General features: G+C 70.2%; 25 protein-coding genes. 18 read left to right on the forward strand and 7 right to left on the reverse strand.

Annotated elements, in window-relative coordinates; genetic code table 11:
- The first annotated feature begins 22 nt into the window (after positions 1 to 22).
- Positions 23 to 2800: an Hsp70 family protein gene (locus KGD87_RS16095; protein ID WP_284668290.1), complete on the forward strand. Its 2778-nt coding sequence runs from the start codon at positions 23 to 25 to the stop codon at positions 2798 to 2800.
- A 74-nt stretch (positions 2801 to 2874) separates the two neighbouring features.
- Here KGD87_RS16095 and KGD87_RS16100 read toward each other — a convergent pair whose 3' ends face one another.
- From KGD87_RS16100 to KGD87_RS16110, 3 genes are all read right to left on the reverse strand, one after another.
- On the reverse strand, positions 2875 to 3273 hold the full coding sequence (locus tag KGD87_RS16100; RefSeq protein ID WP_284668291.1) for a hypothetical protein: 399 nt from the start codon (positions 3271 to 3273) through the stop codon (positions 2875 to 2877).
- 221 nt (positions 3274 to 3494) lie between these two features.
- Positions 3495 to 5282: a bifunctional metallophosphatase/5'-nucleotidase gene (locus tag KGD87_RS16105; protein WP_284668292.1), complete on the reverse strand. Its 1788-nt coding sequence runs from the start codon at positions 5280 to 5282 to the stop codon at positions 3495 to 3497.
- A 45-nt stretch (positions 5283 to 5327) separates the two neighbouring features.
- Positions 5328 to 6581, reverse strand: a complete 1254-nt coding sequence (locus KGD87_RS16110; protein ID WP_284668293.1) for a myxosortase-dependent phytase-like phosphatase — start codon at positions 6579 to 6581, stop codon at positions 5328 to 5330.
- A gap of 142 nt (positions 6582 to 6723) precedes the next feature.
- Between KGD87_RS16110 and gmd the strand changes: the two genes are divergently transcribed.
- From gmd to KGD87_RS16165, 11 genes are all read left to right on the forward strand, one after another.
- On the forward strand, positions 6724 to 7698 hold the full coding sequence (gene gmd / locus KGD87_RS16115) for a GDP-mannose 4,6-dehydratase (RefSeq protein WP_284668294.1): 975 nt from the start codon (positions 6724 to 6726) through the stop codon (positions 7696 to 7698).
- Complete coding sequence (locus KGD87_RS16120; protein WP_284668295.1) at positions 7699 to 8625, forward strand: GDP-mannose 4,6-dehydratase; 927 nt, start codon at positions 7699 to 7701, stop codon at positions 8623 to 8625. It begins immediately after the preceding gene.
- A gap of 211 nt (positions 8626 to 8836) precedes the next feature.
- A complete protein-coding gene (locus KGD87_RS16125; RefSeq protein ID WP_284668296.1) occupies positions 8837 to 10309 on the forward strand; it encodes a hypothetical protein in 1473 nt (490 codons plus the stop codon).
- Complete coding sequence (gene hldE, locus KGD87_RS16130) at positions 10306 to 11796, forward strand: bifunctional D-glycero-beta-D-manno-heptose-7-phosphate kinase/D-glycero-beta-D-manno-heptose 1-phosphate adenylyltransferase HldE (protein WP_284668297.1); 1491 nt, start codon at positions 10306 to 10308, stop codon at positions 11794 to 11796. The genes KGD87_RS16125 and hldE overlap by 4 nt, the downstream gene beginning before the upstream one ends.
- Before the next feature lie 3 nt (positions 11797 to 11799).
- Positions 11800 to 13026, forward strand: coding sequence for an FAD-dependent oxidoreductase (locus KGD87_RS16135; protein WP_284668298.1), 1227 nt, complete (start codon positions 11800 to 11802; stop codon positions 13024 to 13026).
- Positions 13017 to 13580 (forward strand): D-glycero-alpha-D-manno-heptose-1,7-bisphosphate 7-phosphatase, encoded by a 564-nt coding sequence (locus tag KGD87_RS16140; RefSeq protein ID WP_284668299.1) that lies wholly within the window; start codon positions 13017 to 13019, stop codon positions 13578 to 13580. The genes KGD87_RS16135 and KGD87_RS16140 overlap by 10 nt, the downstream gene beginning before the upstream one ends.
- Positions 13581 to 14240 (forward strand): D-sedoheptulose-7-phosphate isomerase, encoded by a 660-nt coding sequence (locus KGD87_RS16145; RefSeq protein ID WP_284668300.1) that lies wholly within the window; start codon positions 13581 to 13583, stop codon positions 14238 to 14240.
- Positions 14230 to 15081, forward strand: coding sequence for an inositol monophosphatase family protein (locus KGD87_RS16150; protein ID WP_284668301.1), 852 nt, complete (start codon positions 14230 to 14232; stop codon positions 15079 to 15081). Before KGD87_RS16145 ends, KGD87_RS16150 begins: the two co-directional genes overlap by 11 nt.
- A complete protein-coding gene (locus KGD87_RS16155) occupies positions 15078 to 15653 on the forward strand; it encodes a P-loop nucleotide/nucleoside kinase family protein (protein WP_284668302.1) in 576 nt (191 codons plus the stop codon). The genes KGD87_RS16150 and KGD87_RS16155 overlap by 4 nt, the downstream gene beginning before the upstream one ends.
- 8 nt (positions 15654 to 15661) lie before the next feature.
- Positions 15662 to 16987, forward strand: coding sequence for an aminotransferase family protein (locus KGD87_RS16160; protein ID WP_284668303.1), 1326 nt, complete (start codon positions 15662 to 15664; stop codon positions 16985 to 16987).
- 18 nt (positions 16988 to 17005) lie between these two features.
- Positions 17006 to 18070 (forward strand): glycosyltransferase family 9 protein, encoded by a 1065-nt coding sequence (locus tag KGD87_RS16165; RefSeq protein ID WP_284668304.1) that lies wholly within the window; start codon positions 17006 to 17008, stop codon positions 18068 to 18070.
- Between the two features lie 122 nt (positions 18071 to 18192).
- Here KGD87_RS16165 and KGD87_RS16170 read toward each other — a convergent pair whose 3' ends face one another.
- Together KGD87_RS16170 and KGD87_RS16175 are read right to left on the reverse strand one after the other, a co-directional pair.
- Positions 18193 to 19236, reverse strand: a complete 1044-nt coding sequence (locus tag KGD87_RS16170) for a nucleoside monophosphate kinase (RefSeq protein WP_284668305.1) — start codon at positions 19234 to 19236, stop codon at positions 18193 to 18195.
- Positions 19233 to 19688, reverse strand: coding sequence for a PP2C family protein-serine/threonine phosphatase (locus tag KGD87_RS16175; RefSeq protein ID WP_284668306.1), 456 nt, complete (start codon positions 19686 to 19688; stop codon positions 19233 to 19235). The genes KGD87_RS16170 and KGD87_RS16175 overlap by 4 nt, the downstream gene beginning before the upstream one ends.
- 173 nt (positions 19689 to 19861) lie before the next feature.
- Between KGD87_RS16175 and KGD87_RS16180 the strand changes: the two genes are divergently transcribed.
- Together KGD87_RS16180 and KGD87_RS16185 are read left to right on the forward strand one after the other, a co-directional pair.
- Positions 19862 to 21703, forward strand: a complete 1842-nt coding sequence (locus KGD87_RS16180) for a ribonuclease R family protein (protein WP_284668307.1) — start codon at positions 19862 to 19864, stop codon at positions 21701 to 21703.
- A complete protein-coding gene (locus tag KGD87_RS16185) occupies positions 21700 to 21972 on the forward strand; it encodes a hypothetical protein (RefSeq protein ID WP_284668308.1) in 273 nt (90 codons plus the stop codon). The genes KGD87_RS16180 and KGD87_RS16185 overlap by 4 nt, the downstream gene beginning before the upstream one ends.
- 107 nt (positions 21973 to 22079) lie before the next feature.
- Here the strand turns inward: KGD87_RS16185 and KGD87_RS16190 are convergent, their stop codons facing one another.
- Positions 22080 to 22466, reverse strand: a complete 387-nt coding sequence (locus KGD87_RS16190; RefSeq protein ID WP_284668309.1) for an antibiotic biosynthesis monooxygenase family protein — start codon at positions 22464 to 22466, stop codon at positions 22080 to 22082.
- Between the two features lie 163 nt (positions 22467 to 22629).
- Here KGD87_RS16190 and KGD87_RS16195 point away from each other — a divergent pair, with 163 nt between their 5' ends.
- The 3 genes from KGD87_RS16195 to KGD87_RS16205 all read left to right on the forward strand — a co-directional run bounded on the left by KGD87_RS16195 (position 22630) and on the right by KGD87_RS16205 (position 24713).
- The gene (locus KGD87_RS16195) at positions 22630 to 22770 is read left to right on the forward strand and encodes a hypothetical protein (protein ID WP_284668310.1); all 141 of its coding nucleotides are present in this window, start codon (positions 22630 to 22632) and stop codon (positions 22768 to 22770) included.
- 449 nt (positions 22771 to 23219) lie between these two features.
- The gene (locus KGD87_RS16200) at positions 23220 to 24011 is read left to right on the forward strand and encodes a hypothetical protein (RefSeq protein ID WP_284668311.1); all 792 of its coding nucleotides are present in this window, start codon (positions 23220 to 23222) and stop codon (positions 24009 to 24011) included.
- A 66-nt stretch (positions 24012 to 24077) separates the two neighbouring features.
- Complete coding sequence (locus KGD87_RS16205; RefSeq protein WP_502888028.1) at positions 24078 to 24713, forward strand: metallophosphoesterase family protein; 636 nt, start codon at positions 24078 to 24080, stop codon at positions 24711 to 24713.
- Positions 24714 to 24905: 192 nt separating this feature from the next.
- Here the strand turns inward: KGD87_RS16205 and KGD87_RS16210 are convergent, their stop codons facing one another.
- Entirely contained in the window at positions 24906 to 25646 is a 741-nt protein-coding gene (locus KGD87_RS16210; protein WP_284668312.1) for a hypothetical protein, read from the reverse strand.
- An 84-nt stretch (positions 25647 to 25730) separates the two neighbouring features.
- Between KGD87_RS16210 and ybiA the strand changes: the two genes are divergently transcribed.
- Positions 25731 to 26252, forward strand: coding sequence for a riboflavin biosynthesis intermediates N-glycosidase (gene ybiA / locus KGD87_RS16215; protein ID WP_284668313.1), 522 nt, complete (start codon positions 25731 to 25733; stop codon positions 26250 to 26252).
- Position 26253: the final 1 nt, after the last annotated feature.

Consider the following 26253-nt stretch of genomic DNA (forward strand, 5'->3'; position numbering starts at 1 on the left):
CCATCCGTCAATCGGAGGCGGCATGCGAATCGTTGGCATCGACCTGGGCACCACCCATTGCGCCGTGGCATCCGTGGACCCTTCGCGGGGCGCGGGTGCCCCCGTGGAGGACTTCGCCGTTCCGCAGCTCGTCCGCCAGGGCGAGGTGGCCCCGCGGGCCCTGTTGCCCTCCACCGTGTACGTGCCCGCCGGCCACGAGCTGGCGGAGGGTTCGCTCACGCTGCCCTGGGGGGATGACGGCGGTCCGTGGGTGGTGGGGGAGCTGGCGCGCTGGCAGGGCGCGCGCGTGCCGGGGCGGCTGGTGGCCAGCGCCAAGAGCTGGCTGTGCCACCCGGGCGTGGACCGCTCCGCGCCCATCCTCCCTTGGGGCGCGCCCGCGGACGTCCAGAAGCTGTCCCCGGTGGACGCCAGCGCCCTGCTGCTGACGCACATGGCCCGCGCGTGGGATTCCGCGCACCCGGACGCGCCCCTGTCGAAGCAGGAGGTGGTGATTACCGTCCCCGCATCCTTCGACGAAGCGGCCCGCGCCCTCACGGTGAGCGCGGCGCGCAAGGCCGGGCTGGAGAAGTTCACCCTGCTGGAGGAGCCGCAGGCGGCCTTCTACGACTACACCGCGCGCCACCGGGCGGACCTGGAGCAGACGCTCTCCCACGTCCGGCTGGTGCTGGTGGTGGACGTGGGCGGCGGCACCACGGACTTCACGCTGGTGCATGCGGGCGTGTCACCCGAAGGCCCCATGCTGCGGCGGCTGGCCGTGGGCGACCACCTGATGCTGGGCGGCGACAACATGGACGCCGCGCTGGCGCGCCGGGTGGAGGAGAAGCTCTCCACGGACGGCCGCCGCCTGTCCGCCACGCAGTGGACGCAGGCCATCCAGGCCGCGCGCACCGCGAAGGAGGCGCTGCTCGGGCTCGCCCCGCCGGAGAAGCACGGCGTGTCGCTGGTGAGTGGCGGCAGCAAGCTGCTGGGCGGCACCCTGTCCACGGACCTGTCGCGTGACGAGGCGCAGGCGCTGGTGCTGGACGGCTTCTTCCCCCTCACCGCACCCACCGACAGGCCGCGCCGCGCCGCGCGCATGGCGCTCCAGGAGCTGGGCCTGCCCTATGTGCAGGACGCGGCGGTGACGCGGCACCTGGCGGCCTTCCTCGCGCAGCACGCGGCGGCGGGCTTCGCGGCGCTGGGCGAGACGACGCCGGCGGAGGGCGCCCTGCCCCGGCCGGACGCCATCCTGCTCAACGGCGGCGTGTTCAACTCGCCCCAGCTTTCCGAGCGGCTGGTGGAGGCCCTCTCCGCGTGGTGGCCAGACGCGCCGCGCATTCCCCTGCTGCGGCACGAGTCCCTGGAGCTCGCGGTGGCCCGAGGCGCCGCGTACTACGGCCTGGTGCGGCGCGGCCACGGCCTGCGCATTGGCGGCGGCGCGGCGCGGGCCTACTACGTGGGCCTGCAGCGCGCGGCGGACAGCGCCGAGCAGCCCGCGCTGTGCCTCATCCCCCGCGGCTTCGAGGAAGGCCAGAAGGTGGACCTGGGCGAGCGCCCCTTCTCGCTCACCCTGGGTCGGCCGGTGCAGTTCCAGCTCTACTCCACCACCAGCGACCGCATCGACAAGCCCGGGGATTTGGTGCCGCTGGTGGAGGACCTCAAGCCCCTGCCGCCCATCCACACGCTGCTCAAGGGCGCCTCCAACAAGGTGGCCGAGGTGCCCGTGCACCTCCAGGCGGCGCTGACGGAGATTGGCACGCTGGAGCTGTACTGCGTGTCCAACGTCGCGGACGAGCGGTGGCGCCTGGAGTTCGAGCTGCGCGGCACCGGCGGCTCGCACGAGTTGACGGTCACCGAGTCCATGCCCGCGCGCTTCGTCGAGGCGAAGGACAACATCGAGCGCGTCTACGGCAACAAGCCGCTGCCCATTGGCCCCAAGGACGTGAAGCAGCTCGGGCGCACGCTGGAGAAGGCGCTGGGCGCGCGTGAGACGTGGCGCGTGCCGGTGCTGCGGGAGATGTGGAGCACCCTCTTCGCGGGCGCGAGCAAGCGCCGGCGCTCGGACGACCACGAGCGCGTCTTCTACAGCCTCACCGGCTTCAGCCTGCGGCCGGGCTTCGGCTACCCGCTGGACGGCTGGCGCGCGGAGCAGACCTTCGGCCTCTTCGACGCGCTGGTGCAGCACCACACGGACAAGGCGGTGTGGACGGAGTTCTGGGTGATGTGGCGCCGCATCGCGGGCGGACTGGACGAGTCGCGGCAGCAGAAGCTGTACGCGTACCTCCAGCCCCACCTGGCGCGGAAGGTGCCACCGGACGCGCCGCCGCCGGGGAAGCTCAAGGGCATCCAGCCCGAGGGCCTGGAGGAGATGGTCCGCACCGCGGCCTCGCTGGAGCACCTGCCACCGGGTGACAAGGCGGAGCTGGGCCGGTGGATTGCCGCGCGGCTGAAGGCCGAGGCGAAGTCCGGTGGCCCCTGGGCCTGGTCCCTGGGACGGCTGGGCGCGCGCGTGCCCCTGTACGGCAGCAGCCACAAGGTGGTGGACGTGGACACGGCCGAGGCCTGGCTCACGCTGCTGCTGGAGCTGGACTTGCGGAAGCTTGACGGCGCGTCCTTCGCGGCGGCGCAGCTCGCGCGGCTCACTGGAGACCGCACGCGCGACCTGGACCCGGAGCTGCGCGAGCGCACGGCCCAGGCCCTGCTGGCGGCGAAGGCCTCCGAAACGTGGGTGCGCATGGTGCGCGAAGTGGTGGCGCTGGAAGCCGCGGACGAGGCTCGCGCGCTCGGGGATACGCTCCCCGCCGGGCTGCGGCTCTCGTAGGTCTGGGAGGAACGCTCCCGCGGGAGTTGGACCAGGAAGGTCCAGCCCCCGGGGCCGGGACAGCGGGCGGTGGATCAGCCCTGCACGGCGGCGACAGGCTCGGCGGGGGCTTCACCCGCTTCGGGCCGCGCCGCGGCCGGCACCACCTGGAGCACCGGGGCCGCCTCTTCCACCGGCGCGGCGGCGGCGGTGTCCTTGCCCGCCTTGGGCTTCTTGCTGCCCGCGCCCGAGCGGCACGTGCGGCACCAAGGCTGATTCCGGATGGCGCCATCCGCCATCTTCCGCAGGCCGAACTGCGCCAGCGGCTTCAGCGTCCTGCACTTGATGCACATCAGCGAGATGAGCACCTCTTGACCATCCGCGTCGTAGACGGCGGATTTGCGACGCTTGCGCGGCTGGCCCTGCCCCGGTTCACGCTGCTTCGCCTTGTCAGGCGCAGGCGGCGCCATCATCGGGGTCACTTTGTAGAGCATGTCGGTTCCTCCAGCTCACGGGAGTCCACCCACGCAGGCCCTGGGCCACCTCGGAGTGGACACTCGCAGGGACTAGAGTAGGACCTCCGCTTCCCGTTGGAAACTGATCCCAGGCCGAAAAATCGGCCCCCGGCGCGATTTCAGTGTCCTTCCGCTGGGTTGGGTCATTTCGTTCAACCCCAGCGGATCAGCCGTCGTCCGAATTTTCAGCCGGGACTCTCTCAGCGCGCCACTGGCTGACACTTTGCTACACCCTTGTAGTGAACCCGCCCCAGCGCCGGGGCGTCCAGCGTGCCGCCTCGGGCCTTCCCGTAGGCGATGAGCGCTTCGCGCAGGTCGAGCCCGTTGACGGGGGCCATCTCGATGCGCTCCGGCGGCACGGTGCGCAGGAGGGGTTCCAGCCCGTCACCGCCCCGCGCCAGGAAGTCCGGGAGGGCCACCCGGTACAGCGTCCGGTCGTCGGACACGAGCGGCTGACCGCCGGCGAGGGCGACTCCCGAGAACCGCTCGTGCCCCGGGCAGCGCTCCAGCGTCACCTCGAGGCCGGAGACGGCGAAGATGGAGCCCAGGTCATTGCCATAGGCCAGCGACAGCAGCCGCGACAGCTCGGGGCCCGTCAGGGAGATGACGGCCACCGTGTTGTCGAAGGGCAGCGCCTCGAACACCTGACCGAACGTGAGCGGCCCCGCGGGGAGGTTCGCGCGGACACCGCCCGGGTTCATCAGCCCCACGTCCGCGTTGGCCGACGCACGCAGCACGTCCGCCACCAGGTTGCCCAGCGCGCCCTCCTCCGTGTAGCCGCGGACCAGGGGCGTGGCCGCCATGAGCCCCACCTGTCGATGCTGGGCCTCCCGCGCCAGCGCCAGCGCCGGCGCCAGCAGCGGCGCCACCTGCGCGTCGGGCACCACCGGCTCGGCCATGAACGACGCGGGCTCCAGGCGCACCTGGGGCGCGTCGCGCAGGCGACGGCCGTCGCAGGTTCCCCGGGTGGCGTCCACCTTCGCGCAGAGGGGAATGGCGGCCTGGATGCGGGTGCGCTCGGGCAGGACGCGGCGGCTGGCCGGGTCCACGAACAGCTCCACCACGCCCAGGGAGCGCGCCAGCCCCGTCGTCTCGATGATGGGCACCTGGGCGAAGAAGTGGCCCATCGTCTGGTGGGTGTGCCCCGCCACGACGGCGTCGAGCGTGCCCGGCGGCAGACGCTCCAGCATCGACAGAATCTCCGCGTCGCCCAGGTCGCAGCTCGACGTGTCGCGGGGGTTGCTCAAGTCCGCGCACTTGCCGCCCGCGTGCGCCACCGCCACCACCACCTCCGCGCCGCGCGCGCGCAGGGAGCGGGACGCCTCCAGCGCGGCGGGCGCCAGGGGCAGGAAGCGCAGGGACGTCACGTTGGCGGGGTTGGTGACCTTGGGGGTGTCCTCCGTGGAGAGCCCGATGAGGCCCACCTTCACGCCCTTCACCTCCAGCAGGGACGTGCCGTCATTGCCCGTCCAGGCGGGGGGCGCGCCGGTGGCGGCGTCGCGGAGGTTCGCCGACAACAGGGGGAAGCGCGCCTGGGCGATGCGCGCCTTGAGCGCCCCCAGCGCATCATCCCCGGGCCGCCGCGCCATGGAGCCCGGCCCCACGGGGCCATAGTCGAACTCGTGGTTGCCAATGGCGGCCGCGTCCACCCCCAGGTGGTTGTACACGTCGATGACGACGGCCCCCTCCGTGAGGTTGGAAGGCAGCGTGCCCTGGAACATGTCGCCCGCGTCCAGCAGCACCACGCCCCCCGGGTTGTCCGCGCGCAGCCGCGCCACGTAGGCCGCGAGCGTGGCGGCGCCGCCCTCCTCCACCACCTGGCCGTCCTTCAACGGCGTGCGGTGGGGCTCCACCTGTCCGTGGAAGTCGTTGATGCCCACCAGGGTGATGCGGATGGGCTCCGGAGGCGCGGCGCGAGGCCGGGCGCCAGCGCACGCGAGGGAGGCGCCGCACACCCACGCGAGGGCGATGAGTCGAAAGGAACGCATGATGGCGCGCACTTCAGCGCGGCGCGCGCCCGCTGGCAACGCGCTTCAGTCGCGGCGGCGGCGCCCCACCCGCACCAGCGCGAGCAACGCGAACGCCGCGGTGGCCGGCACGGAGGCCGAAGCACACGAGCAGCCGGAGTCACCCGGAGGCGAAACCCCCGGTGGAGGCAGCGGCCCCGGACCACCCGTGCCACCTCCGCCGTCCGTACCCGCGTCCGTGCCGCCGTCCGTCCCGCCATCCGAGTCGGACCGCGTGTCGATTCGCAGCGCGGGGTCGAAGGCCTCGGCGACCGCCGGCCAGCGCGCATACAGGAAGCGCTGGGGGCTGGAGAACGCATCACTGCCCACGAAGAGCCCTTCGGGGTAGGCCGTGCCCAGCGGCGACGCGGAGACGGCGAGGGCCACCGGGTCATTCGCCCGGATGACGCCCCCATCGTCGTCCGCCAGCCGGAACGCGCCCACGAAGGTCCTCGCGCGCCGCTCGTACACGGCGAACGCATCCGCGCCCGTGTCCGCGACCAGGAGGTACCCCTCCCCGCCGCGCGCGCGGTACAGCGCCACCCGGCCCACATTGTTGGAGAGCCCGCCCGTGCCCTGGATGGCGAGCTGCTGCCCGGTGACGTCCGCGTCGGCGGCCGCCGCGTAGCGCCACAGGCCCTGCCCCTGCTGGGTGACGAACAGGGAGTCCGACGCCTCGTCCACCGCCAGGCCCGCGATGGGCCCCGTCGTGGTGAGCGTGCGGACCAGGGTCGCCGTCACGCTCCCCGTGTCCCCGGCCAGCTCGTACTGCTGGAGCACGCCCGTGGACGTGCCCGCGAAGACATGGAACCGGCCCGAGTCCTCGTCTTGATGGAGCGCCACGGCGGAGAACTGCGTCCCCGTCACGAAGGCGCCTGCTCCGACGCGCACCACCCGGTCCGCGCGGTCGGGGTCCACCGTGTAGGCCACCAGCCCGTTGAGGTTGATGCTGGCCGCCACCGCCAGGGTCTGCTGCACCCCGGATAGCGGGAAGCCGTCGTGCACGGCCACGGCGGACATCGGGCCATCCGGGAGCTCCGCATCCAGTTGCTCGCCCCCCACGCCGAAGGTGACGAGGCCCGAGTTGGGGCTGTTGTAGGCGGTGAGGAACAGGCTGCTGCCGGGAGCGCCGGGACTCACCCAGAGGGCCACGTCCTGGAGCACTCCGCCAGTGATGGACGGGTCGGGCTCCGACTGCGACGTCGGCGGCACGACGACCTGCGCGGACACCGGAGTGCCCAGCAGCAACGCCGCCAGGGCCAGGGGGGTTGGGTTGCGCATGACCGCCTCGAGGTTGAGCGATTGGAACGTCCTAACTTGGCACGAGGCGTCAGGCTTTCAAGTGGGAAGCCTCCGGGAACGGTTGGCGACGGGTGACAGCGTCGGCTAGAAAGTGCGTCCTCCAGCCAACACAGAAGAGAACATGGCGATTAAGCGCGCACTCATCACCGGCATCACGGGGCAGGACGGCAGCTATCTCGCGGAGCTGCTCCTTTCGAAGGGCTATGAGGTGCACGGCATGGTGCGCCGCTCTTCGGAAGAGAAGTTCGAGCGCATCCAGCACCTGCACGGGAAGATTCAGCTCCACCAGGGCGACCTGCTGGACCAGTTCTCGCTGGCGGCGCTGCTGAGCCTGACGAAGCCCGATGAGGTCTACAACCTGGCGGCGCAGTCCTTCGTCCCCACCAGTTGGAACCAGCCGGTGCTCACCGGTGAGTTCACCGCGCTGGGCGTGACGAAGATGCTGGAGGCCATCCGCCACACCCGCCCGGAGGCGCGCTTCTACCAGGCGTCGTCCAGCGAGATGTTCGGCAAGGTGCTGGAGGTTCCGCAGACGGAGGACACGCCCTTCTATCCGCGCAGCCCGTACGGTGTGGCCAAGGCCTACGGCCACCACATCACGGTGAACTACCGCGAGTCCTTCAACCTGTTCGCGGTGAGCGGCATCCTCTTCAACCACGAGTCGCCGCGCCGGGGCCTGGAGTTCGTCACGCGCAAAGTCACCTACAACGTGGCGCGCATCAAGCTGGGCCTCCAGGAGAAGCTGCCCATGGGCAACCTGGACGCCAAGCGCGACTGGGGCTTCGCGGGCGACTACGTGGACGCCATGTGGCGGATGCTCCAGCAGCCGCAGGCCGAGGACTACGTGGTGGCCACCAACGAGACGCACACCGTGCGCGAGCTGGTGGAGATTGCCTTTGGCCGCGTGGGCCTGGACTGGGAGAAGCACGTCTTCATCGACCCGGCCTTCGTGCGCCCCGCGGAGGTGGACCTGCTCATCGGTGACCCGGCCAAGGCGAAGACGAAGCTGGGCTGGGAGCCCAAGGTGCGCTTCAAGGAGCTGGTGGAGATGATGGTGGACGCGGACCTGGAGCGCGTGAAGGCGGGGCAGCGGTAGATGCGCATCCTGGTAACAGGCGCGGATGGCTTCGTCGGTCGGCACCTGTGCGCCCTGCTGCGCGCCGCTGGTGACGAGGTGGTGGAGGCCCACGGGCCGCGCGGCGAGGGCATCAACAGCAACGCCCTGCACTTCGACGTGGCCAACGAGGCCTCGGTGAAGGCGGCGCTGGCCGAGGTGAAGCCCGAGGGTGTCATCCACCTGGCGGGCTTCAGCTCGGTCGCGAAGAGCCACCACAACCCGTCCCGGGTGTTCGCGGTGAACACCATGGGCGTGGTGCACCTGCTGACCGCGGTGCGCGAGAGCGTCCCGAAGGCGCGCGTGGTGCTGGTGGGCTCCGGCGAGGTGTACGGCCCGGTGCCCGAGGGCACGCGCGCCACCGAGGACACCCCGGCGGTGCCCCTGAGCCCCTACGCGGCCTCCAAGTCCGCGGCGGAGCTGGCCGCGGTGCAGTTCCACCGCAGCTACGGGCTGGAGGTCGTCATGGCGCGGCCCTTCAACCACCTGGGCGCGGGGCAAGACCCCACCTTCGTGGTGCCCTCGTTCGCGGCGCAGATTCGCGCCATTGGACTGGGCACGGTGGACCCGGTGCTGCGCACGGGCAACCTGGACGCGGTGCGCGACTTCTCCCACGTCCGCGACGTGGTGGAGGCCTACCGGCTGTTGCTCGACAAGGGCGAGCCGGGGCAGGCGTACAACATTGGCAGCGGCGAGGGCCGCACCATCCGCAGCCTGCTGGAGGAGATGCTGTCGCTGGCGGGCGTCGACGCGCGCATCGAGCTGGACCCCGCGCGCCTGCGGCCCTCCGACATCCCCAGCCTCGTCGGCGACCCCGACAAGCTGAAGGCGCTGGGCTGGGCCCCGAAGCTGACCGTGACGGACGCGCTGCGCGACGTGCTCGGCCCCCGCGTGCCCGGCGCGGCGTGAGTGGAGCGGCGGCGCGCGCGTATCCCCAGGACGCGCGCGCGTCGCGAAATGACGCCATGAGTGCGAGTGCGCAAGGACTCCGCGCGCAAGTGCTCGAAACTTGAAGGCGCGGTCGCCTTCCGGACAGTGGCACCGGGGTTGCTGAAGTGCCGTGGGGGGCGCCCGTTGGGGCGTCCTCGCGGCACGCCACCCACCTCCCGGAAAGTGCGCCATGTCCTCGCAGAAGTCGTGGAGCCTCCCGCGCGCCCGCGTGCGCGCGAGCGCCGGCCATTCCCGTCCCGCGCGCCACGTCGCCATCTCGGCGAGCCACGAGCTGTTCCCCTCCGAAGAAGCCGCGCTGGCGTGCATCGTCGAGAAGCGCGTCGTGGCCCACCGCCGGATGCGCGACCAGCATCACGGCCGGACGCTCCGCGCCCCCGTGCGCATCGCCGCGACGCGAATGGAGCGCACCCTGCAAGGTGGGGTCGACGACCTCAAGTTCCTCTACCCGCTGCTCGACAACATCCCCGCCATCGCCTTCCCCATCCTCCACTTCGCCACCTGCGGCGTGCAGGTCAGCGTCTATGGGCCGCCCGAGGTCGGCCAGGTGGTGGAGGTGCTTCGCGACTACCTCGTGTCCGCGAAGGTGCTCCCGGACGCCCAGCACCTGCTCTACGTGCCGGAGGACCCAAGGCATCTCTCCTTCTTCCACTCCATCCGAGGCGCTTCGGAGGCCCTGGGCGCCCAGGCGGAGGACACCCTCGTCTGGTCGGCGGGAGACATCGTGCTCGCCTACGACGTCTTCCCCTGGCTGATGGAGCCGGAGCTCGGGCCCCACGACCTCGTCCTCAACGTCGGCGCGAAGCAGCGCGTCTTCCCGGACGGGCAGCCCGAGCTGTTCCTCGGCAACTATTACGAGACGCTCATCCCTCGCGGCGGTGACGCGCGGGCGCTCGATGTGAAGGACCCGAACCTGCTCGGCTTCACGCGCGCGGGGCTGCGCGGCCTGTCCCGGCTGGATGACCTGCGCGGCGCGAAGGACTCCAGCGTCTACATGGACGTCTTCCTGCGCACCGCGTGGCGAGCCCTCGCGAGCGCCAGGGGGCGCGCCTGCCTGAGCACGCTCCACTACGGCCTCCGGCGCCAACGCGGCTCCCTGCCCCCGGGTGAGGGCCTGCGCCAGGACCACGCCAGTGACTTCGCGTCCGCGTTCTTCGGCGTCCGCGCGTGCCTCAAGGCGGACACCGTCGACCCGTTCGTGCTCAAGGACTGCGACAACCTGGAGGACCTGTTCGGCTTCTACCGGGGACTGCTCCAGGGCATCGTCGATGAGGGCGCGACGCGTGAGGAGGGCTACCACAAGCTCGCCCGCTACCATCCCCACGCGGAGCACCTGCTGGCGCTGTCCCGCCGCCTGGAGCCGCTGTGGCACGAGCTCCCCCTCTGGCGCCACTGGACCGAGCTCATCCGCGACAAGGTCGCCACCTGCAACCGCCGGCTGACGGAGGCCCTGCGCGACGAAGGCCTGCATGACGGCACGCCGCCCGTGCCGGAGTACTTCGCCGCCGACGGCACCTTCCAGCAGGCACCGGCCCCGGGCGACGACCTCCCCGGCACACGGGCCTTCCTCCGCGACGTCTACCTGCCCCGCTTCCAGCGAGGACGCGCCACCTTCCAGGCGGCGGTCCAGGGAGGCCTGTCATGACGGCCGCGAAGGCGCCTCCCCGCGAGCGCCGGTTGCCTCCCTTCCACGAGGCCCGGGTCCTGGTCGCCGGGGATGTGATGCTCGACCGCTCCTGGCATGGGGAGGCCACACGCATGTCTCCCGAGGCCCCCGTCCCCGTGGTGCTGGTGAACCGCGACGAGTCGCGCGCGGGAGGCGCGGCCAACGTGGCCGTGAATGCCGCGGCGCTGGGGGCAACGGTCAGCCTGCTCGGCGTCACCGGAGAGGACGCGGACGCAGCCGCGCTGGACGTACAACTCGCGGCAGCGGGCGTGCGCGCGGACCTGGTGCGGATGCGGAGCGCGAGGACCATCACCAAGCTGCGGGTGCTGGGAGGCCAGCAGCAGCTCCTGCGGATGGACTTCGAGGACGGCCTTCCGGGTAGCTGTGACGAGACGCTCCTGGAGCGGCTCCACCCCCGGCTCGCGCAGACGCGCGTCGTGGTGCTGTCCGACTACGGCAAGGGAACGCTGAAGGAGCCCTGGCGCTTCATTGAACGGGCCCGGGAGACGGGCCGCCTCACGCTGGTCGCGCCAAAGGGAACGGACTTCACCCGCTACCGGGGCGCCTCCGTCCTCGTCCCCAACCGGAGTGAGTTCGAGGCCGTGGCGGGCCGCTGCGCGGACGACGCCACGCTGGCCACTCGCGGGCTCGCGATGCTGCGAGCGCTGTCCCTGGACGCCCTGCTCATCACCCGCGGGGCCGAGGGCATGACGTTGCTGCGCGAAGGACACCCGCCCCTGCACGTGCCGGCGTCGGCCACGGAAGTACGGGACGTCACGGGCGCGGGGGACACCGTCATCGCGGTGCTGGCGGCGGCGCTCGCGGTGGACGTGCCGCTGCCGGAAGCCGTGGCCCTGGCCAGCGCCGCCGCGGGCATCGTCATTGGCAAGCGAGGCACCTGCGCGCTGTCGGTGACGGAGCTCGAACGCGCGCTGTCCGGCCCGGCTGAGCCACCGCGCGGCGTCGTCACCGAGGCACGGCTCGTGGACCTGGTCCGCGAGGCCAAGGCGCGGGGCGAGCGGGTGGCGCTGACGCTCGGGTGCTTCGACATCCTCCACGCCGGACACGTCACGTACCTGTCGCAGCTCGCGGACCTGGCGGACCGGGTCATCGTCGCCGTCAACGATGACGCCTCGGTGCGCCGGCTCAAGGGCCCCGCCCGGCCGCTCAACCCCGTGGAGCAGCGGATGCAGGTGCTCGCCGGGCTCGCGTCGGTGGACTGGGTGGTGCCCTTCACCGAGGACACGCCGGAGCGGCTGGTCTGCCGGGTCCTGCCAGACTTGCTCGTGAAGGGCGGCGACTACCGCCCCGAGCAGGTCCCCGGACAGCGCTGTGTCCGCGAAGCAGGCGGAGAGGTGCGCATCCTCGACTTCATGGAGGGGTGCTCCACCAGCGCCCTGGTGGCGCGCATCCACGAGCGCGGCGGAGCGAAGACGGCGGTCCCCGCGTCCCAGGAGCGAGGGTGAGCCATGGCCGGCCCCGCCCCCATCGAACAGGTGCGCGCCGACGTGGCCATCCTGGGGGGTGGCATCTGCGGCCTCTGGACGCTGGCGCACCTGCGCGCCCAGGGGTACGCCGCCATCCTGTGTGAGAGCGGCAAGCTGGGCCTGGGCCAGACGCTCCGCGCGCAGGGCATCATCCACGGAGGACTGAAATACGCCCTCGACGGCGCCTTCGGCGCGGCGAGCCAGGCCCTGACCGCCATGCCCGCCCGGTGGCGCGCATCCCTCCAGGGTGAGCGCGCCCCGGACCTGCGAGGCGCCCGCCTGCTGTCCCGGCACCAGTATCTGGTCGCCGGTCAGGGTTGGGGTTCGCGGCTGGCGGGGCTCTTCGCCAGCAAGCTGCTTCATGGACGCGTGGCGGCGCTCGACGCGGAGCAAATCCCGGCGCCCCTCGCCGTGGCGCTCGGCCCGTCCGCGCGGCCTGCCGTCTACCAGCTCGAGGAGCCGGTGGTGGACGTCCCGTCCGTGCTCGAGGCCCTGGCCCACGCGAACCAGGAGGCCCTGCTGGCCATCACCCCCGAGGCCACCCGCCTGCGGTACGCCGCCGGGCACTTCGCGGGCGTCGACGTCCAGGGCCCCAGCGGGCAGCGGCTGGAGGTCCTGTGTGAGCAGGTCGTGCTGTGCGCGGGCGCTGGGAATGAGGCCCTCGGGCGGCTGATGCCCACCGGCGCGGCCCCCATGCAGCGCCGGCCCCTGCGCATGGTGATGCTCCGGGGCGCGCTGCCAGACCTCTACGCGCATTGGCTGGGAGCAGGCACCACGCCACGCGTCACCGTCACCAGCCACCGCGACAGCGCGGGCCGCGCCGTCTGGTATCTGGGCGGCGCGCTGGCCGAAGCGGGCCTGGATTGTGAGCCACTCGCCCACGCACGCGCGGCACGGGACGCGCTGGCCACGCTGCTTCCGGGTGTGGACCTGTCCGCGTGCGCGCTGGCGGTCCTGGACGTGGAGCGCGCCGAGGGGCGGCAAGCCGCCGGGCTCCGGCCCGACGGGCCCGTGCTCCACCACGCGGACGGTGTCACGCAGCTCTGGCCCACCAAGCTGGCCTTCGCGCCGCTCGTGGCGGAGCAGGTGGCGGCCCGGCTCGCGCAGCGAGGCGTGCGCCCCGGCCACCAGCCCCTCCCCGATACGAGGCGCTGGCCACGTCCAGCCGTGGGCGTGCCGCCCTGGGACGAGGTGACGGCATGGCACTGACCCGGGCCTTCGTCCTCCTGGACCGTGACGGCACGCTCATCGAGGAGCGGGACTACCTGCGCGACCCGGACGGGCTGCGGCTGCTCCCCAACACTTTGGCCGCGCTGCGCCGGTTCCGTGCGTTGGGGCTGGGCCTGGTGCTCGTCACCAATCAATCCGGACTGGCCCGGGGCTACTTCGACCAGCAGGCCCTTGACGCGATTCATGAGCGGCTTCGGGCCTGGCTGGCACGAGACGGCCTGCACCTGGACGGCATCTACGTCTGCCCCCACCTGCCCGACGCGGGCTGCGCGTGCCGCAAGCCCAGGCCCGGGCTGGGGCTGCGGGCAGCGACGGAGCTGGGCATCGACCTGTCGCGCAGCTTCGTCATCGGGGACAAGCGCAGCGACATCGCCTGGGGCCTGCGCCTGGGCGCCAGAACCTTCCTGGTCCGCACGGGCCATGGCGTGGAGGAAGAGGGCGCACCCGGCGCCCGAGCCCACCACGTCGTCGACGACTTGCTTCACGCCTCGGAGTTCGTCCAACGGCACATTCACCAGCGGGGGAGGATGTAGATGGAGACAGCGCTGAAGGCAGTAGAGGACCGTAGCGAGCCGGGAACCCGCCTCGTCCGGCAGCACGTCCAGGGCAGCATCGACACGAAGCAGCGGCTGCTGGAGCATTGCGAGCAGGACATCCAGGCGGCGGCACACCTCTTGGCGCAGGCCCTGCAATCCGGCGGCAAGGTGCTGCTCTGTGGCAACGGCGGTAGCGCCGCGGACTGCCAGCACCTGGCCGCGGAGTTCGTCAGCGCGCTGAGCCATGACCTCGTGCGGCCGGGGCTGGCCGCCATCGCGCTGACGACGGACACCTCGCTCATCACCGCCCACGCGAACGACTTCGGCTTCAGCCACATCTTCGAACGTCAGGTCCAGGCACTGGGGCGCCCCGGTGACGTGCTGCTCGGCATCAGCACCAGCGGCGAGTCCGAGAACGTGGTCCGGGCCTTCCGCTGCGCGCGGCTGCTGGGCATCCGCACCCTGGCGCTCACCGGCAGCGGCGGCGGCAAGCTCCTGGGGCTGAGTGACGTCTGCATCCGGGTGCCCAGCGGCAACGTGCAGCACATCCAGGAGTGTCACATCACCCTGGCCCATGTCCTGTGCATGCTGGTGGAGCGGGAATGGGCGGTCCTCGCCGATGCCGGGACGGACTGGAGCGCTCGCCATGAGAAGTGACGCGGCGGGCGCCCACGTGGAGACGCGCACGTTGTGGCGGTTCCTGGCCGGAGACCTGCGGCCCGTCTGGACACGGCTGCTCGAAGGCGCGGTGGGGGCGCCCACCGCGCGCGCGGATGACCGGCTCGTCTACGGCGTCGTTGACGAGCTGCGCGAGCGCACGTCCGCGTTCCTGGCCAGGCGATACCCCGGCCTGCCCATCAACGAAGAGGGGGTGTCCCCATGGCCGCCCCAGGGTGACTGCTGCGTGGTCGACCTGGTGGACGGCACCAACAGCCTCCTCCTGGGCGCGCCCCTCTTCGGGCTGCAGTTCGCCAGCGTGGTGGGAGGCCGTGTCGAGGAGGCCGTCATCTTCCTGCCCACGGAAGAGCGGCTGGGCGGAGGGGGCCTCCATGTCAGCGGGCGCGGCCAGGGCGCCTTCGTCATCCTCCGGGGAGAGACGGCAATCCCACTGCGCGTCTCCTCCGTGGGGCAACTGGCGCGGGCCTCCATCGCCGTCGACGGGACGACGCCCACGGTGGGGCGGCTCTACCACCCGCCCCTGGTCGCCGGGGTGACGCGCATCCGGAACTTCGGCGCCTTCTGCTGGGCGGGGACGCGGCTGGCGCGCGGCCATCACCTGCCCGTCAGCATCGACGCCGTCCTGGCCATCGACAACAAGCCCTGGGACCACCTGCCCGCCATCGGCCTCATCGAGGAAGCCGGTGGACAGGTGACGTGCTTCGACGGCGCGCCCTGGTCGCTCACGCGCTGCACCGAGCTGCTCTTCTCCAATGGACACCTGCACGCCCCCCTCCTGAAGCACCTGGCGGACGCGGGCCTGGCACGGAGGGAGGCGTGATGGCGTCCACGGTCACCGTGCTGTGTGGTTGGCCCCTCTCCGGGAAGAGCGAGACGGCCGCCCTGCTGGGTCCGCCCCTGGGAGCGCATGTCATCGACATCGACGTGCTCGCCCGAGCGGGCATCGGTCCACCGGAGCCCGACTGGGAGGCCACGGAGGCGGGACGGCAGCGGAACCTGAACCGGATGACCATGGCCTACGAGCTGTTCCACCAGGCCGTGCGCATCCACCTGGAGGTCGCCCGGCCCCCGCGCTCGCTCGTCGCGGTCACCACCTACTCCCGGCCTTCGAGCTGGGAGTACCTCCTGCGCGTACTCGGGCCCCATGCGCAGACGCGGCTCAAGGTGCTCTGGCTCCGCCCCACGGACGATGCCCCGGAGGCCGTGCAAGGGCTGCTGAGTCAACGCGCCCGCGCCGGGTACTTCGGCGGCTGCACGACGCTGGAGGAGTACCTCGACGTGAAGGCGCGCTTCGTCCCTCCGCCCGTCCCCCACCAGGTCATCGAGACGTGGTTCCGCCATTCCCCTGAGGCCTGCGCCAGGCGCGCCCTCGAGTACGTCCTGGACGCCTAGGAGTCGCCATGCTCTTCCACCGACGCTTCGAGCACCGCTATCCGCGCATCGTCCGCGGGCGCGGCGCGTGGTTGTACGACGACGAGGGCAACGCCTGGTTGGACGCCGTGGGCGGCGCGGGCGTCGCCATCCTGGGACATGGCCTGGAGGAGCTGGCGCGGCAGGCCGCCGAGTCGATGCGGCACGTCAGCTACCTGCACGGCATGCAGTTCACCACGCCCGAGCTGGAGACCTACGGCGAGCGGCTGGTGGCCCTGGCCCCGGCCAACATCTCCCACGTCCTGCTCATGGGGAGCGGCTCCGACGCGGTGGAGACGGCCATCAAGCTCGCGTACCAGTTCCACCTGGGCAAGACGGGGAGCCCGCGCAAGCACAAGGTGATTGCCACCGAGCCGGGCTACCACGGCGCCACCGGCCTGGCCCTGGCCGTGACGGGAAAGCCGCGCGACCGGCTGCTGTTCGACGGGCTGCTGCGCGAGCAATGCTTCATCCCCGCGCCGGACGCCTACCGCCGGCCGGAGTCCGGCGAGGCCTGCGCCGAAGCGCTGGAACGGAAGCTCCTGGAAGAGGGCCCCGAGAACTGCCTGGCCTTCATCGTCGAGCCGGTGATTGGCGCCTCCATGGGCGTCAGCGTCCCGCCACCCGGCTACCTCCAGCGCGTCCGGGACATCTGCGACCGTTACGACGTCACCCTCATCTTCGACGAGGTGATGTGCGGCTTCGGCCGCTGCGGCACGTGGTTCGCGTCCGAGCACTCGGGCGTCCAGGCGGACATCATCGTCCAGGGAAAGGGGATGGCCGCGGGGCTGCTTCCGCTGTCCGCCGTCTATGCCAGCCGCGACATCGTGAACGGCATCCATCGGGATGGCGCCAACTTCGCCCACGGATTCACGTTCACCAACCACCCCTTCTCCGCGGCGGTGGGCCTGCGGGTGCTCGACGTCATCGAGCGGCAGGGATTGCTGGACAACGTCCAACGCCAGGGTGACGCCCTGCGCGCGAAGCTGCGGGAGCTGACCGCCTTCTCCTGGGTGGACGACGTGCGCGGCCTGGGCCTCTTCTGCGGCCTCGAGCTCGTCGCCGACAAGCGCACCCGCCGCGCCTTTCCCAGGACGGCGCGGCTGGCGGAGCAGGTGCTGCAACGGGCCATGCGGAGGGGAGGCAACTTCTACTTCTCCATTGGCTACCTGCCGGACGGCAGCGGCGACGCCATCCTGGTGATGCCGCCCTACACCGTCACCCCCGAGGAGCTGGACGCCATGGTCGCCGTGCTGCGCGACACGTTCGCGGAGCTGGACGCCGACGCCCAGGCCCTGGCTCGACAAGCCGCGTAGCCCCGGGAGCGAGCCACCATGGACATCCGGACCGACTGCCAGCACTTCAACGGCTACAAGCCCTGCGGCCCGCACAAGGCGCGGGGGACGCACTGCGACGGCTGCGCCGACTACCAGCCCGCCACCGGCAACGTGCTCATCATCAAGCTCCAGGCCGCGGGCGAGGTGGTGCGCAACACGCCGCTGCTCCACGCCATCCGCCAGCGGCACCCGGGGGCGCGCATCTTCTGGCTGACGCACTACCCGGAGCTGGTGCCCCGGCGAGAGGTCTTCAAGGTGCTGCGCTACGACCTCGCGGGCGTGACGACGGTGCTCGACCTGCGCTTCGACCTCGTGCTGTCCCTGGACAAGGACGTGGAGGCGTGCGCGCTGGCGAACCGCGTGGACGGCCGGGTGAAGAAGGGCTTCACGCAGAAGGACGGCGTCATCCTCCCCTTCGACGGGGACAGTCAGCGCAAGTGGCGCACGGGCGTCTTCGACGACTTGATGAAGGCGAACACCCGGCACTACGTCCAGGAGCTGTTCGACATCTGCGGCTTCGCCTTCCAGGGCGAGGAGTACATCCTGCCCGACTACACCCCGCCCCAGGTGGAGCTCGAGCCGGGCAAGCAGGTGGTGATGCTCAACACGGGCGCTGGGAGCCAATGGAAGCCTCGGCTCTACTCGGCCGCGAACTGGGCGACCCTGGCCAGGCGCTTGAAGGAGACGGGCCGCGAGGTCGTGCTCGTGGGCGGGCCCGACGAGCATGAGCGCAACCTGGAGATTTCGGCGCGGGCCGGCGTCCGTTACTTCGGCGTCCAGCCCTTCGACGGCTTCATCGGCTTGCTGAGCCTGGCCGACGTCGTGGTGACGTCGGTGACGTTCGCGTTCCACGCAGCAGTGGGGCTGCGCAAGCGCATCGTCCTGCTGAACAACACGTTCAACCGGCACGAGTTCTACATGTATGGCCGGGGCACGGTGCTCGAACCGGAGGTGCCCTGCCTCATGTGCTACAAGCAGGACTTCGATGCGGGCTGCGTCCAGCGTGACTGCATGGACCTGCTGTCCCCCGAGCAGATTCTCCGCGCCGTCGGAGAGGTCTGAACGTGGCGCCCGCCATGGCGAGTGCGTGAAGCGATGTCGCTCGCTTGCGCACCGTTCGCTCATCCCGAAACGAATGGATCTCCCAGGCCCCGACCGGAAAGGCACTCCGCGGCGCGGAGAACCTACTTGTCTTTCGGATAGGGCTTCAGACCCAGCAGTATTTCTGCCTTCGCGCTCAGGGGCTGCGCCATCAGCCGGGGTTCGGTGTATTGGGCAAGCTGAGCGCGGAGCAGCGAATAGACCGTTTCGCGATCCTGACTGGTATCGATATCAACGCATTTGCCTTTGCTCTTGAACAGCTCGACGGTAGGCAGCGTCTCGGTCTTGAAGGTATCGAACCTGACTTTCATGGCCTCGACGTTGTCGTCAGCCCGGCCGGAGTACTTCGCGCGGCCCAGAATACGCTGTTCAAGAACCTCAAACGGACACTCGAAGTACAGCATGGTGGGAAGTTCCGCTTCTCGGCCGAAGACTTCGTACCATGCCTCCAGATTGGACAACGAACGGGGAAAACCATCGATCAGGAAGTTTCTCTTGCCGGTGGCTCTGGTGGTCCGCTCCATGGCGTCTTTCAACAGACGTACCACAATGTCATTGGGCACCAGCTTCCCGGCGGCGATATACTCCTTGATGATATCAGTCGTCGGGCCGCCAGCTTCCTGCTCGGCGCGCAGCAGATCGCCAGTGGACAGGTGCGTCCAGCCCAGCTGAATCTCTGCCAGTTCACACATGGTGCCCTTGCCGGCACCGGGGCCACCCAGCACATAGACTACATTGGGTGGCGGGCAGGGTTCTCTCGGATCAACGTGGTGGATCACCACCTTGGGCGCGGGCGCGACACCCTTTTTGTATACACTCCACTCCCGGTCCGTGGGCGGCAGTTCGTCGTCGCAGGTGAATTCGTAGGCGAGATGACCATCGAGCCGACAGATGCGCCAGGACTTGTAGCTATTGGAGTAGGAAATGGCGGGGCTTCTGGCTGATTTGCCATCGGCGCGATCCCAGGCCTTCTTGCCATTCCAGTAACCCAGACTGGAAACGGTGCCTGACTCTGACTTGGCAGGCGGGGCTTCTGAAGGCACATAAAAACCATCAACTTCGGGCAGACCGGATCCGCTCACCTCAATGAATAGTGTATTGGGTTCGAGCTGTGTGTTTTCGGTCATAAGTCTCCTCGTTTCTGATTAACAGCGTTGGGAGTTGCACGCGCGTCGGCGCTCGAAGCAGCGACGACACTGCGAACGATCGCGTCCGGGGCCACGCCGCCCCAGAGGCCAACGGAGCAGAGCACCAGCGCGTCGCCCGGCTGGAGGCAACGCACCTCCGCGTCGACGGCGACCTCGGCGGCACCGTCGATGCAGCGGGTGAGCACGTTCTGGTACTGCTCGGCCGCCGCGCGCTGCTCGGGCGTGCCGGCCAAGCCCTGGCGTCGTAGCTCGGCAGCCTCGGAGTGGTCATGGGTCAAGCACTCCGCGGCACCGTCGCGAACAAGGTAGCAGCGGCTGTCGCCCACGCGAGCGACCACTGCCTGGCCGTGTCCGAGCGCCGCCGCGACGTCCTGGTTGCTTTCGCGGACCAATCCCCGGTCCGCCTGCGCCGCGAAGTCGAGCTGGTACATGCGCCCACATGTGAAGCAATTATGGATGAATGTCAAGTAATACTGGACAAGAGCCGCCCGAACTTTCATCGTCCACGCGCCCGTGCGGGCGGCCACGCCGCTTCGGGTTGCAAACGGAAAGGAAGTTTTTGGAGACTACAAGAGAATCAGCCGCAGAACCCCGAAACGCGGCAATGCGGGATACGCGAGCAATTGGGCGGCTTCGCATCACGCCCGCGGGCTTCGGCCTCATTCGAGTTGGCGAGGAGGACGTCTTCGTCGCCGCCGGCGCGCTCCGCGCTGCCCTCGACGAGGACCAGGTCGAGGTCGAGCTGACCGGCCGCAGTGAACGCGGACCGAAGGGACGCGTGGTGCGCGTGCTCGCACGTCAGGCGCGACGTCTCACGGGTGTCATCGAAGAGACCCTGTTCGCCGCGGACGACCCGCGCATCACGAGGCCTCTTCGCGTGGACGCTTCGGGCGCGACGGGCTCCCCTTCGTCGGTCGTCGTGGGCGTCGAGGTGCTCGTCGCTGTTGATCCCCGGCAGCCCGAGGTGCGGGTGGTCCGCGAGTTTGGCGCGCGCGGCGCGCCGAGCGTCGAGGAGGACGCGCTCCTCTGGCGCGAGGGACTCTCCGAGACGTTTCCCGACGACGTGCTCGCCGAGGCTTGTGCGGCAGCGTCCGCCGTCTACTCCGAGGCGGACGTCGCGAGGACCGACCTGCGCGGCGTCTCGTTCGTCACCGTCGATCCGGCGACCGCCGAGGACCATGACGACGCGCTATTCGCTCACCGCGGACGCGACGGCAGCGTTCGTGCCTTCGTCGCGATCGCGGACGTGAGCGCCTTCGTCCACGAGGGCAGTGCCCTCGACCGCGAGGCCCAGAGACGCGGGACGTCGCTCTACTTCCCCTCGCGCGTCGTGCCGATGCTGCCGCCCGCGCTCTCGAGCGACGCGGCGTCTCTGCTGCCCGACGTGGACCGCGCCGCGATGGTCCTCGAGGTTCGCTTCGACGCCTCGCTCGCGGTGACGGGCTCGCGCCTCGCCCCTGCGCTCATCCGGTCGCGCGCGAAGCTGACCTACGAGGACGCCGCCGAGGTACTCGAGACCCGAGGTGCCGGCGGCCCATCCGAGGCGCGTGCACACGCCGAGTCACTCTTCGTCCTCGACGAGCTTGCGCAACGTCTGCGTGAGCAACGACGCGCGCGCGGCGCTATCGCCGTGGAGACACCCGAGGTGCGGATCGACGTGGATCCCGCGAGCGGCCTGCCGACGCAGATCGCTCGCGCACCGTCCTCCCCCGGGCTCGCGCGGGCTCACCAGCTCGTGGAGGAGCTGATGCTGCTGGCCAACGAGACCGTGGCCGCGATGCTGAAGGAACGCCGAGCAGACGCGCTCTTCCGCGTTCACTCGGCACCGAGTGACGAGCGTGCCCTGCGGATCGTCGAGGCTGCGCGCCGTCAGGGAGTCGAGTTCGACGCGTCGCTGACGCTCGACGCAGCGGCGCTTCGGGACGTCATCAAGAATCTGCCCGACGCCAGAGTGCGGGACGAGCTCGCTGCGATGTTCCTCGACGCCATGCCCGGCGCCCTGTACGCGGCGCGGCGATACGATCACTTCGCCCTCGCATCGCGGCACTACGTGCACTTCACGTCGCCCATCCGTCGCTACGCTGACCTGACGATCCATCGCGCGATCCGCGCCACCCTGCTCGGACAGCCGCAGGCTTCTGGTTCGGTCGATCCCGAGACCGTCAACTCGACGCAGCAGCGAGCGCGGAGCATCCAGCGCGAGATCGGGGACCTCTACGCGGCGCTGCTCATGCAGTCGCGAAGGGGGGTCGAGTTCACCGGCACGGTGCTTCGGGTGATGAAGCAGCAGGTGCTCGTTGCACTCGACGCGCCGGCCGTCGTCGTCCGCTGCCCGCACCCCGAGAAGGTCGTCGCCGAGGGCGCGGAGGTGCGCCTGCGCGTCGCTGGCGTGTCGATCGCCCGTCGCACCGCCGAGGCCGTGCTCTTGCCGGAGTCTCGAGGATGAGCGTCAGCGCGGTCCACGATGCACGGGCGTCGTCTCCACAGGGATTTTCCATGGTGGTCAATGGGACGGAAGCAGCAAAGAGAGCGCACCTCGAGAAGGGCATCCAGAAGCTCGCAGCGGCGCTCGGTCAGTTGGAAGGCCGAGTGAGTCGCTATGCCCGAGATGTTGGCGACCAGAAGGCGCACATCCGGGAGAACAAGGGCGACATGGATCACATCGAGAAGATCGCGGCCAGGGAGTCCGCAGAAACGAAGACGCCGAGGTACTGAGCATCCAGGGCGTCGCTGGCTTGGGCAAGACGTCAATGTCGCTGCACCGGATCGCCTTTCTCCTCTACCGCTTCAAGGGGCTCGCCCGGCGAATCCAGGCGCAGGCGTCAACGGAATCTAGATGCCTGCAACATCAAGGAGCCGACGAAGCGCGGCTGCTCAATCCCCCCATTCCCCTTGATGGTTCGAAAATCCCGGAACGGAGTGACACTGACAGGCTTCGCGCCGCAGCGCGCCATGAGGGCCTCTCTGGACTTCTGGCCTTCGTCATCCTCAGTGGTTGATGCCAGAAATGCCTTCCAGGCTGCCACCGACCGCCACCGGGCATCGAGGCTCGCATGGAAGCTGGCATACAAGAATCCAGGACATCGGCTGACGTACTTGTCCACGCTGTCCGCGAGCCCTCGCAGCAGCTCGCTTTGCTGCTCCGGTTCGACCTCAAGTTCAATCACGACAGTGATCGGTCCGCCATCGAGCGCAGGTACTGCTTGCATGTGTTTGTCTCGTAGAATCGCGACAGGGTGGATAGCGTCGCTCGGGCCTGGCTGCGCGACTGCTTGCGCCTCAGGCTGCGGAATTCCCAGCGTTAACGCCTGGCACCATAACGCCCGCGGTTGACGACGCCAACCTGCAGTCTGCCGGAGCGCGCGTGGGCGGTTGCCGACCGAGGCCGACTTCGGCGTCCTCTTGCGAGCCTACCGCGAGCACGGCTTCGACGAGCGGGCCTCGCGCTCGCGAGTCTTCGTCCACGGCGCGCTGCACCATGGCGATCCGAACTACCCGCCCGCCTTCCATTGAACGCAGCAGGGGCGTGGTCTCCAACACCCGCCATCTGCGATAGCGCGCGGGCAGCCGCGCCTGACGCTCCCGCGCCAATCGGTCCCCCACTCGCCGGGTGACGGCTGCCGCCAGCGCGGCCTCTCCCGATGCATACACCTCATGACCCGCCCCAATGGCTACGTGCCGCACCCGCATGCGCTCCCCCTGTCCTGGGAAATTTCCCTTCACGAACCGTGCGCGCGCACCCTGTCTTTCGTTGCACGGGAAACCCCATACAGGAGGCGTTCCCGGAGAACGCGACTGCGTCCCCCGCGGACGCGCCCGTCATTCCATTCCAAGACTTCGCAGGCCCACGCCCCCAAGACAAACTACCACACACCCACGGTATGAGTCTTGCTCATGTCGGCGCCCCGGACCCCGAGGCACAGCCCCGGGCTCCGCATGCAACCACCCTTCACGAGGTCACCATGAATCAGCGCAGAATCTCCGTCCTGTTGTCTGGTGTTGGCCTGGCGCTATCCCTCGCCGGATGCGGCACGCCCGCGCAGGACACGCCCGCGGACACGACCCAGGAGACGCAGGCGTCGCTCGCCGGGCAGGTCTACAACGTCCTGGGCGACACGGCGTGCCCCACGGGCTACACGCTGGCCTCTCCCGAAGAGGCACGGGAGAACCAATCCACCCTGTGCGCCATGCTCGGCACGTGGGACATCGTGCGCCTGGCCAACGGCGGCTCCATGGATGGCGCGGGCTACGGCTGTGGCATTCGGACGGTGGATTCGCGCGGCATGGGTGAGAGTCTCTGCAAGCAGGTGCAACAGTTCACCGAGGTCACCGGCGACGGAACCTGTCCTGCGGGGCTCACGGTGGTCAGCCCGATGGTCGCCCGTGCCAGCCAGAGCGACATCTGCTCGCAGTTGGGCACCTGGGACATTGTCCGGCTGGCTGGCGGCGGCTCCATGGATGGCCCGGGCTACGGCTGCGGCATCCGTGACATCGACACGCGCCCGGTGGGGGAGACCCTCTGCGCGCAGCTGACGTTCGTCGCGGTCGTGGGAGACCAGCCGTGCGCCCCGGGGACGGCCCTGCTCGCGCCGACCGAGGCCGAGGCCCGTCAGAGCGAGGTCTGCGCGCTGCTGGGGACGTGGGACGTCGCGCGTCTGGCGGGTGGCGGCGCCATGGACGGCCCGGGCTACGGCTGCGGCATCCGCTACTGGGATACGCGCACCCTCGGAAACGCCCTCTGCCAGGCGCTCTAGTCACCGGCTGACAAGGCGGTGCCGGGGAACGCCCGCGGCGTCCCGGCATCGCCTCCCGCGCCCGCCATGCGCTTTCTTCATTGCTCGGATGTCCACGTCACCGCCGACTACCGGGCGCTGCCCCTGCGCCGGCTGGGCTGGCGACGCTGGCTGGCGCTGCCAGAGCTGCTGGCAGCGGGGCGGGCGCGCGCCTACGACGAAGCGCCTCGCACGATCTCCGCCATCGCGCTGGCCATGCCAGCACACGGCGCGCACCATCTCATTCTATCGGGAGACCTGACGGCCTGCGCGCTCGACCTCGAGTTCCAGGGGGCACAGGACGCGCTGGGAGCGCTGGCGGAGGACCGCGGCCGCTGCACCCTCATCCCCGGCAACCACGACGTGTACACACCGGGCAGCGTGCGAAGCAGGCGCTTCGAGCGCTACTTCGGGCACCTGCTGGAGAGCGACCTGCCCGAGCACCAGCGGGAGGGTGCGTTTCCCTTCGTCCGGCTCGTGGGCGCGGACGCCGCCATCGTGGGCCTCTGCTCGGCCCGGATGCCCCCGCTGCCGGGCATCTCTCGCGGTGTCATTGGCCCCGCGCAGTTGGACGGACTGGCGGCGATTGTCAGCGACGTCCGGCTCGCGAGCCGGGCCCTCCTCGTCGTCGTACACCACGCGCCCTTGAAGCCCCAAGGCACGGCGGCGCTGGGGATTGAGTGACGGCCCCGACCTCTGCAAGCTGCTCCGAGGGCCCCGCCACGCCATCTTGCACGGCCACATCCACCACCGCTTCCACCACCCAGCCACCGCCGAGCGCCCCCACGTATTCGGCGCCGGCTCCTCCACGCAGGCGGGCCGTGAAGGCTACTGGCTCGTCGACGTTGAGAGAGGGCAGGTGACGGGAGGGACGCTTCAGGTCCCCCCATTCCCCTGAAGGGCGGCCCAGGACTGAAGCCGCCGCTCCAGCGCCGTGTAGGTCCACAGGTCCGCCGGATTGTCGGGCCGCACCAGGGCCAGGTCCCGCTGAAGCGCCTCGCGCGCCTCGATGACGCCCCACTCCGACAGCACCCGCAGCGCCATCAGCGAGGGCTTGCGCGCCACCAGCGCGAGCAGCGAAGCCACGACACGGGGGCTTCGCTCGTCAGCCAGCCGCTGCACCGCCTCGTGCCGCGCTTCGGGCGTGGCGTCCGGTGCCTCCAGCGCCTCGGCCAGTGCGGTGAAGCGCGCATCGTCCAGCAGCGGGCGCGGGCCGGGCAGCGGCTCCCAGTGCTCCACGGTGACGTTCGTCCGGCCCACGCAGACGCACTCCCGGCGCACGCCGTCATCGCCGAGGAGGTCCATGATGCGATCTCTCGATGGCGTTCCGCCCACCAGCAGTTTCCCCGCACGCTCGGAAAGCGTGGGTGACACGCCGAGCACATGGACGCGCAGCACCGTGGCCTCGGCCGCGACACGCTGTTCGGTGGAGACGCGAGGCCACTTGAGGAAGACCTCCGCCATCCCTCGTTCATGGACGTACCAGCGGTACTCCAGCCACACGGCGCTGGGGCGGAGGGCGAAGCGGGCGTCTTCCTGCTCGCGGAGCCGGGGGGCGCCTTCCGCGAGCCCGGTGAAGCAGCGTTCCAGCAGAGCCAGGGCGTCGGAGAGCGTCATGCTGGTGGGGCAGTGTAGCGACGTTTGTCAGGTCGCCGGGCCCTCATCGTTAGTGTACAACAAACACCATTCCCGAGGTCGCCCATGAGTGAAGCAGGACAGCAGCGGTTCACCTTCTTCTGGCAGGCGCACTCCCCCTTCTCGCAGTGGCACCGCTCCGACTTCGTCGTGGACGGCGTGCGCTACGTGTGCGCTGAGCAGTACATGATGGCGGGCAAGGCGCGGCTCTTCGGTGACAACGAGGCGCTGGCGAGCATCCTGTCATCGAGGTCGCCCAAGACGCACAAGGCCCTGGGCCGCAAGGTCCGAGACTTCGACAACGTGCGCTGGGAGAAGGCGCGTGAGCGCATCGTCTACGAGGGCAACCGCGCGAAGTTCACCCAGAGCCCGGAGTTGCTGAAGGCGCTCCTGGACACCGCGGGCACGGAGTTGGTGGAAGCCAGCCCCATGGACCGCATCTGGGGTGTGGGGTTGGGTGCGGAGGACCCGCGCATCCATCACCCCGCGAAGTGGCGAGGACTGAATCTGCTGGGCAAGGTCCTCACGAAGCTGCGTGAGGACCTGCTGGCGGAGGGCGTCACCGAGGCGTCCCCCGCTGAAGCGTAGG

The organism is Myxococcus sp. SDU36 (genome assembly GCF_030168875.1).
Taxonomy (GTDB): domain Bacteria; phylum Myxococcota; class Myxococcia; order Myxococcales; family Myxococcaceae; genus Myxococcus; species Myxococcus vastator.

Excerpts from the sequence above, each read along its gene's own strand:
- KGD87_RS16095 (WP_284668290.1), top strand. The coding sequence starts at position 23 with ATGCGAATCGTTGGCATCGACCTGGGCACCACCCATTGCGCCGTGGCA.
- KGD87_RS16100 (WP_284668291.1), bottom strand. The coding sequence starts at position 3,273 with ATGCTCTACAAAGTGACCCCGATGATGGCGCCGCCTGCGCCTGACAAG.
- KGD87_RS16105 (WP_284668292.1), bottom strand. The coding sequence starts at position 5,282 with ATGCGTTCCTTTCGACTCATCGCCCTCGCGTGGGTGTGCGGCGCCTCC.
- KGD87_RS16110 (WP_284668293.1), bottom strand. The coding sequence starts at position 6,581 with ATGCGCAACCCAACCCCCCTGGCCCTGGCGGCGTTGCTGCTGGGCACT.
- gmd (WP_284668294.1), top strand. The coding sequence starts at position 6,724 with ATGGCGATTAAGCGCGCACTCATCACCGGCATCACGGGGCAGGACGGC.
- KGD87_RS16120 (WP_284668295.1), top strand. The coding sequence starts at position 7,699 with ATGCGCATCCTGGTAACAGGCGCGGATGGCTTCGTCGGTCGGCACCTG.
- KGD87_RS16125 (WP_284668296.1), top strand. The coding sequence starts at position 8,837 with ATGTCCTCGCAGAAGTCGTGGAGCCTCCCGCGCGCCCGCGTGCGCGCG.
- hldE (WP_284668297.1), top strand. The coding sequence starts at position 10,306 with ATGACGGCCGCGAAGGCGCCTCCCCGCGAGCGCCGGTTGCCTCCCTTC.
- KGD87_RS16135 (WP_284668298.1), top strand. The coding sequence starts at position 11,800 with ATGGCCGGCCCCGCCCCCATCGAACAGGTGCGCGCCGACGTGGCCATC.
- KGD87_RS16140 (WP_284668299.1), top strand. The coding sequence starts at position 13,017 with ATGGCACTGACCCGGGCCTTCGTCCTCCTGGACCGTGACGGCACGCTC.
- KGD87_RS16145 (WP_284668300.1), top strand. The coding sequence starts at position 13,581 with ATGGAGACAGCGCTGAAGGCAGTAGAGGACCGTAGCGAGCCGGGAACC.
- KGD87_RS16150 (WP_284668301.1), top strand. The coding sequence starts at position 14,230 with ATGAGAAGTGACGCGGCGGGCGCCCACGTGGAGACGCGCACGTTGTGG.
- KGD87_RS16160 (WP_284668303.1), top strand. The coding sequence starts at position 15,662 with ATGCTCTTCCACCGACGCTTCGAGCACCGCTATCCGCGCATCGTCCGC.
- KGD87_RS16165 (WP_284668304.1), top strand. The coding sequence starts at position 17,006 with ATGGACATCCGGACCGACTGCCAGCACTTCAACGGCTACAAGCCCTGC.
- KGD87_RS16170 (WP_284668305.1), bottom strand. The coding sequence starts at position 19,236 with ATGACCGAAAACACACAGCTCGAACCCAATACACTATTCATTGAGGTG.
- KGD87_RS16175 (WP_284668306.1), bottom strand. The coding sequence starts at position 19,688 with ATGTACCAGCTCGACTTCGCGGCGCAGGCGGACCGGGGATTGGTCCGC.
- KGD87_RS16180 (WP_284668307.1), top strand. The coding sequence starts at position 19,862 with ATGCGGGATACGCGAGCAATTGGGCGGCTTCGCATCACGCCCGCGGGC.
- KGD87_RS16185 (WP_284668308.1), top strand. The coding sequence starts at position 21,700 with ATGAGCGTCAGCGCGGTCCACGATGCACGGGCGTCGTCTCCACAGGGA.
- KGD87_RS16190 (WP_284668309.1), bottom strand. The coding sequence starts at position 22,466 with ATGCAAGCAGTACCTGCGCTCGATGGCGGACCGATCACTGTCGTGATT.
- KGD87_RS16200 (WP_284668311.1), top strand. The coding sequence starts at position 23,220 with ATGAATCAGCGCAGAATCTCCGTCCTGTTGTCTGGTGTTGGCCTGGCG.
- KGD87_RS16205 (WP_502888028.1), top strand. The coding sequence starts at position 24,078 with ATGCGCTTTCTTCATTGCTCGGATGTCCACGTCACCGCCGACTACCGG.
- KGD87_RS16210 (WP_284668312.1), bottom strand. The coding sequence starts at position 25,646 with ATGACGCTCTCCGACGCCCTGGCTCTGCTGGAACGCTGCTTCACCGGG.
- ybiA (WP_284668313.1), top strand. The coding sequence starts at position 25,731 with ATGAGTGAAGCAGGACAGCAGCGGTTCACCTTCTTCTGGCAGGCGCAC.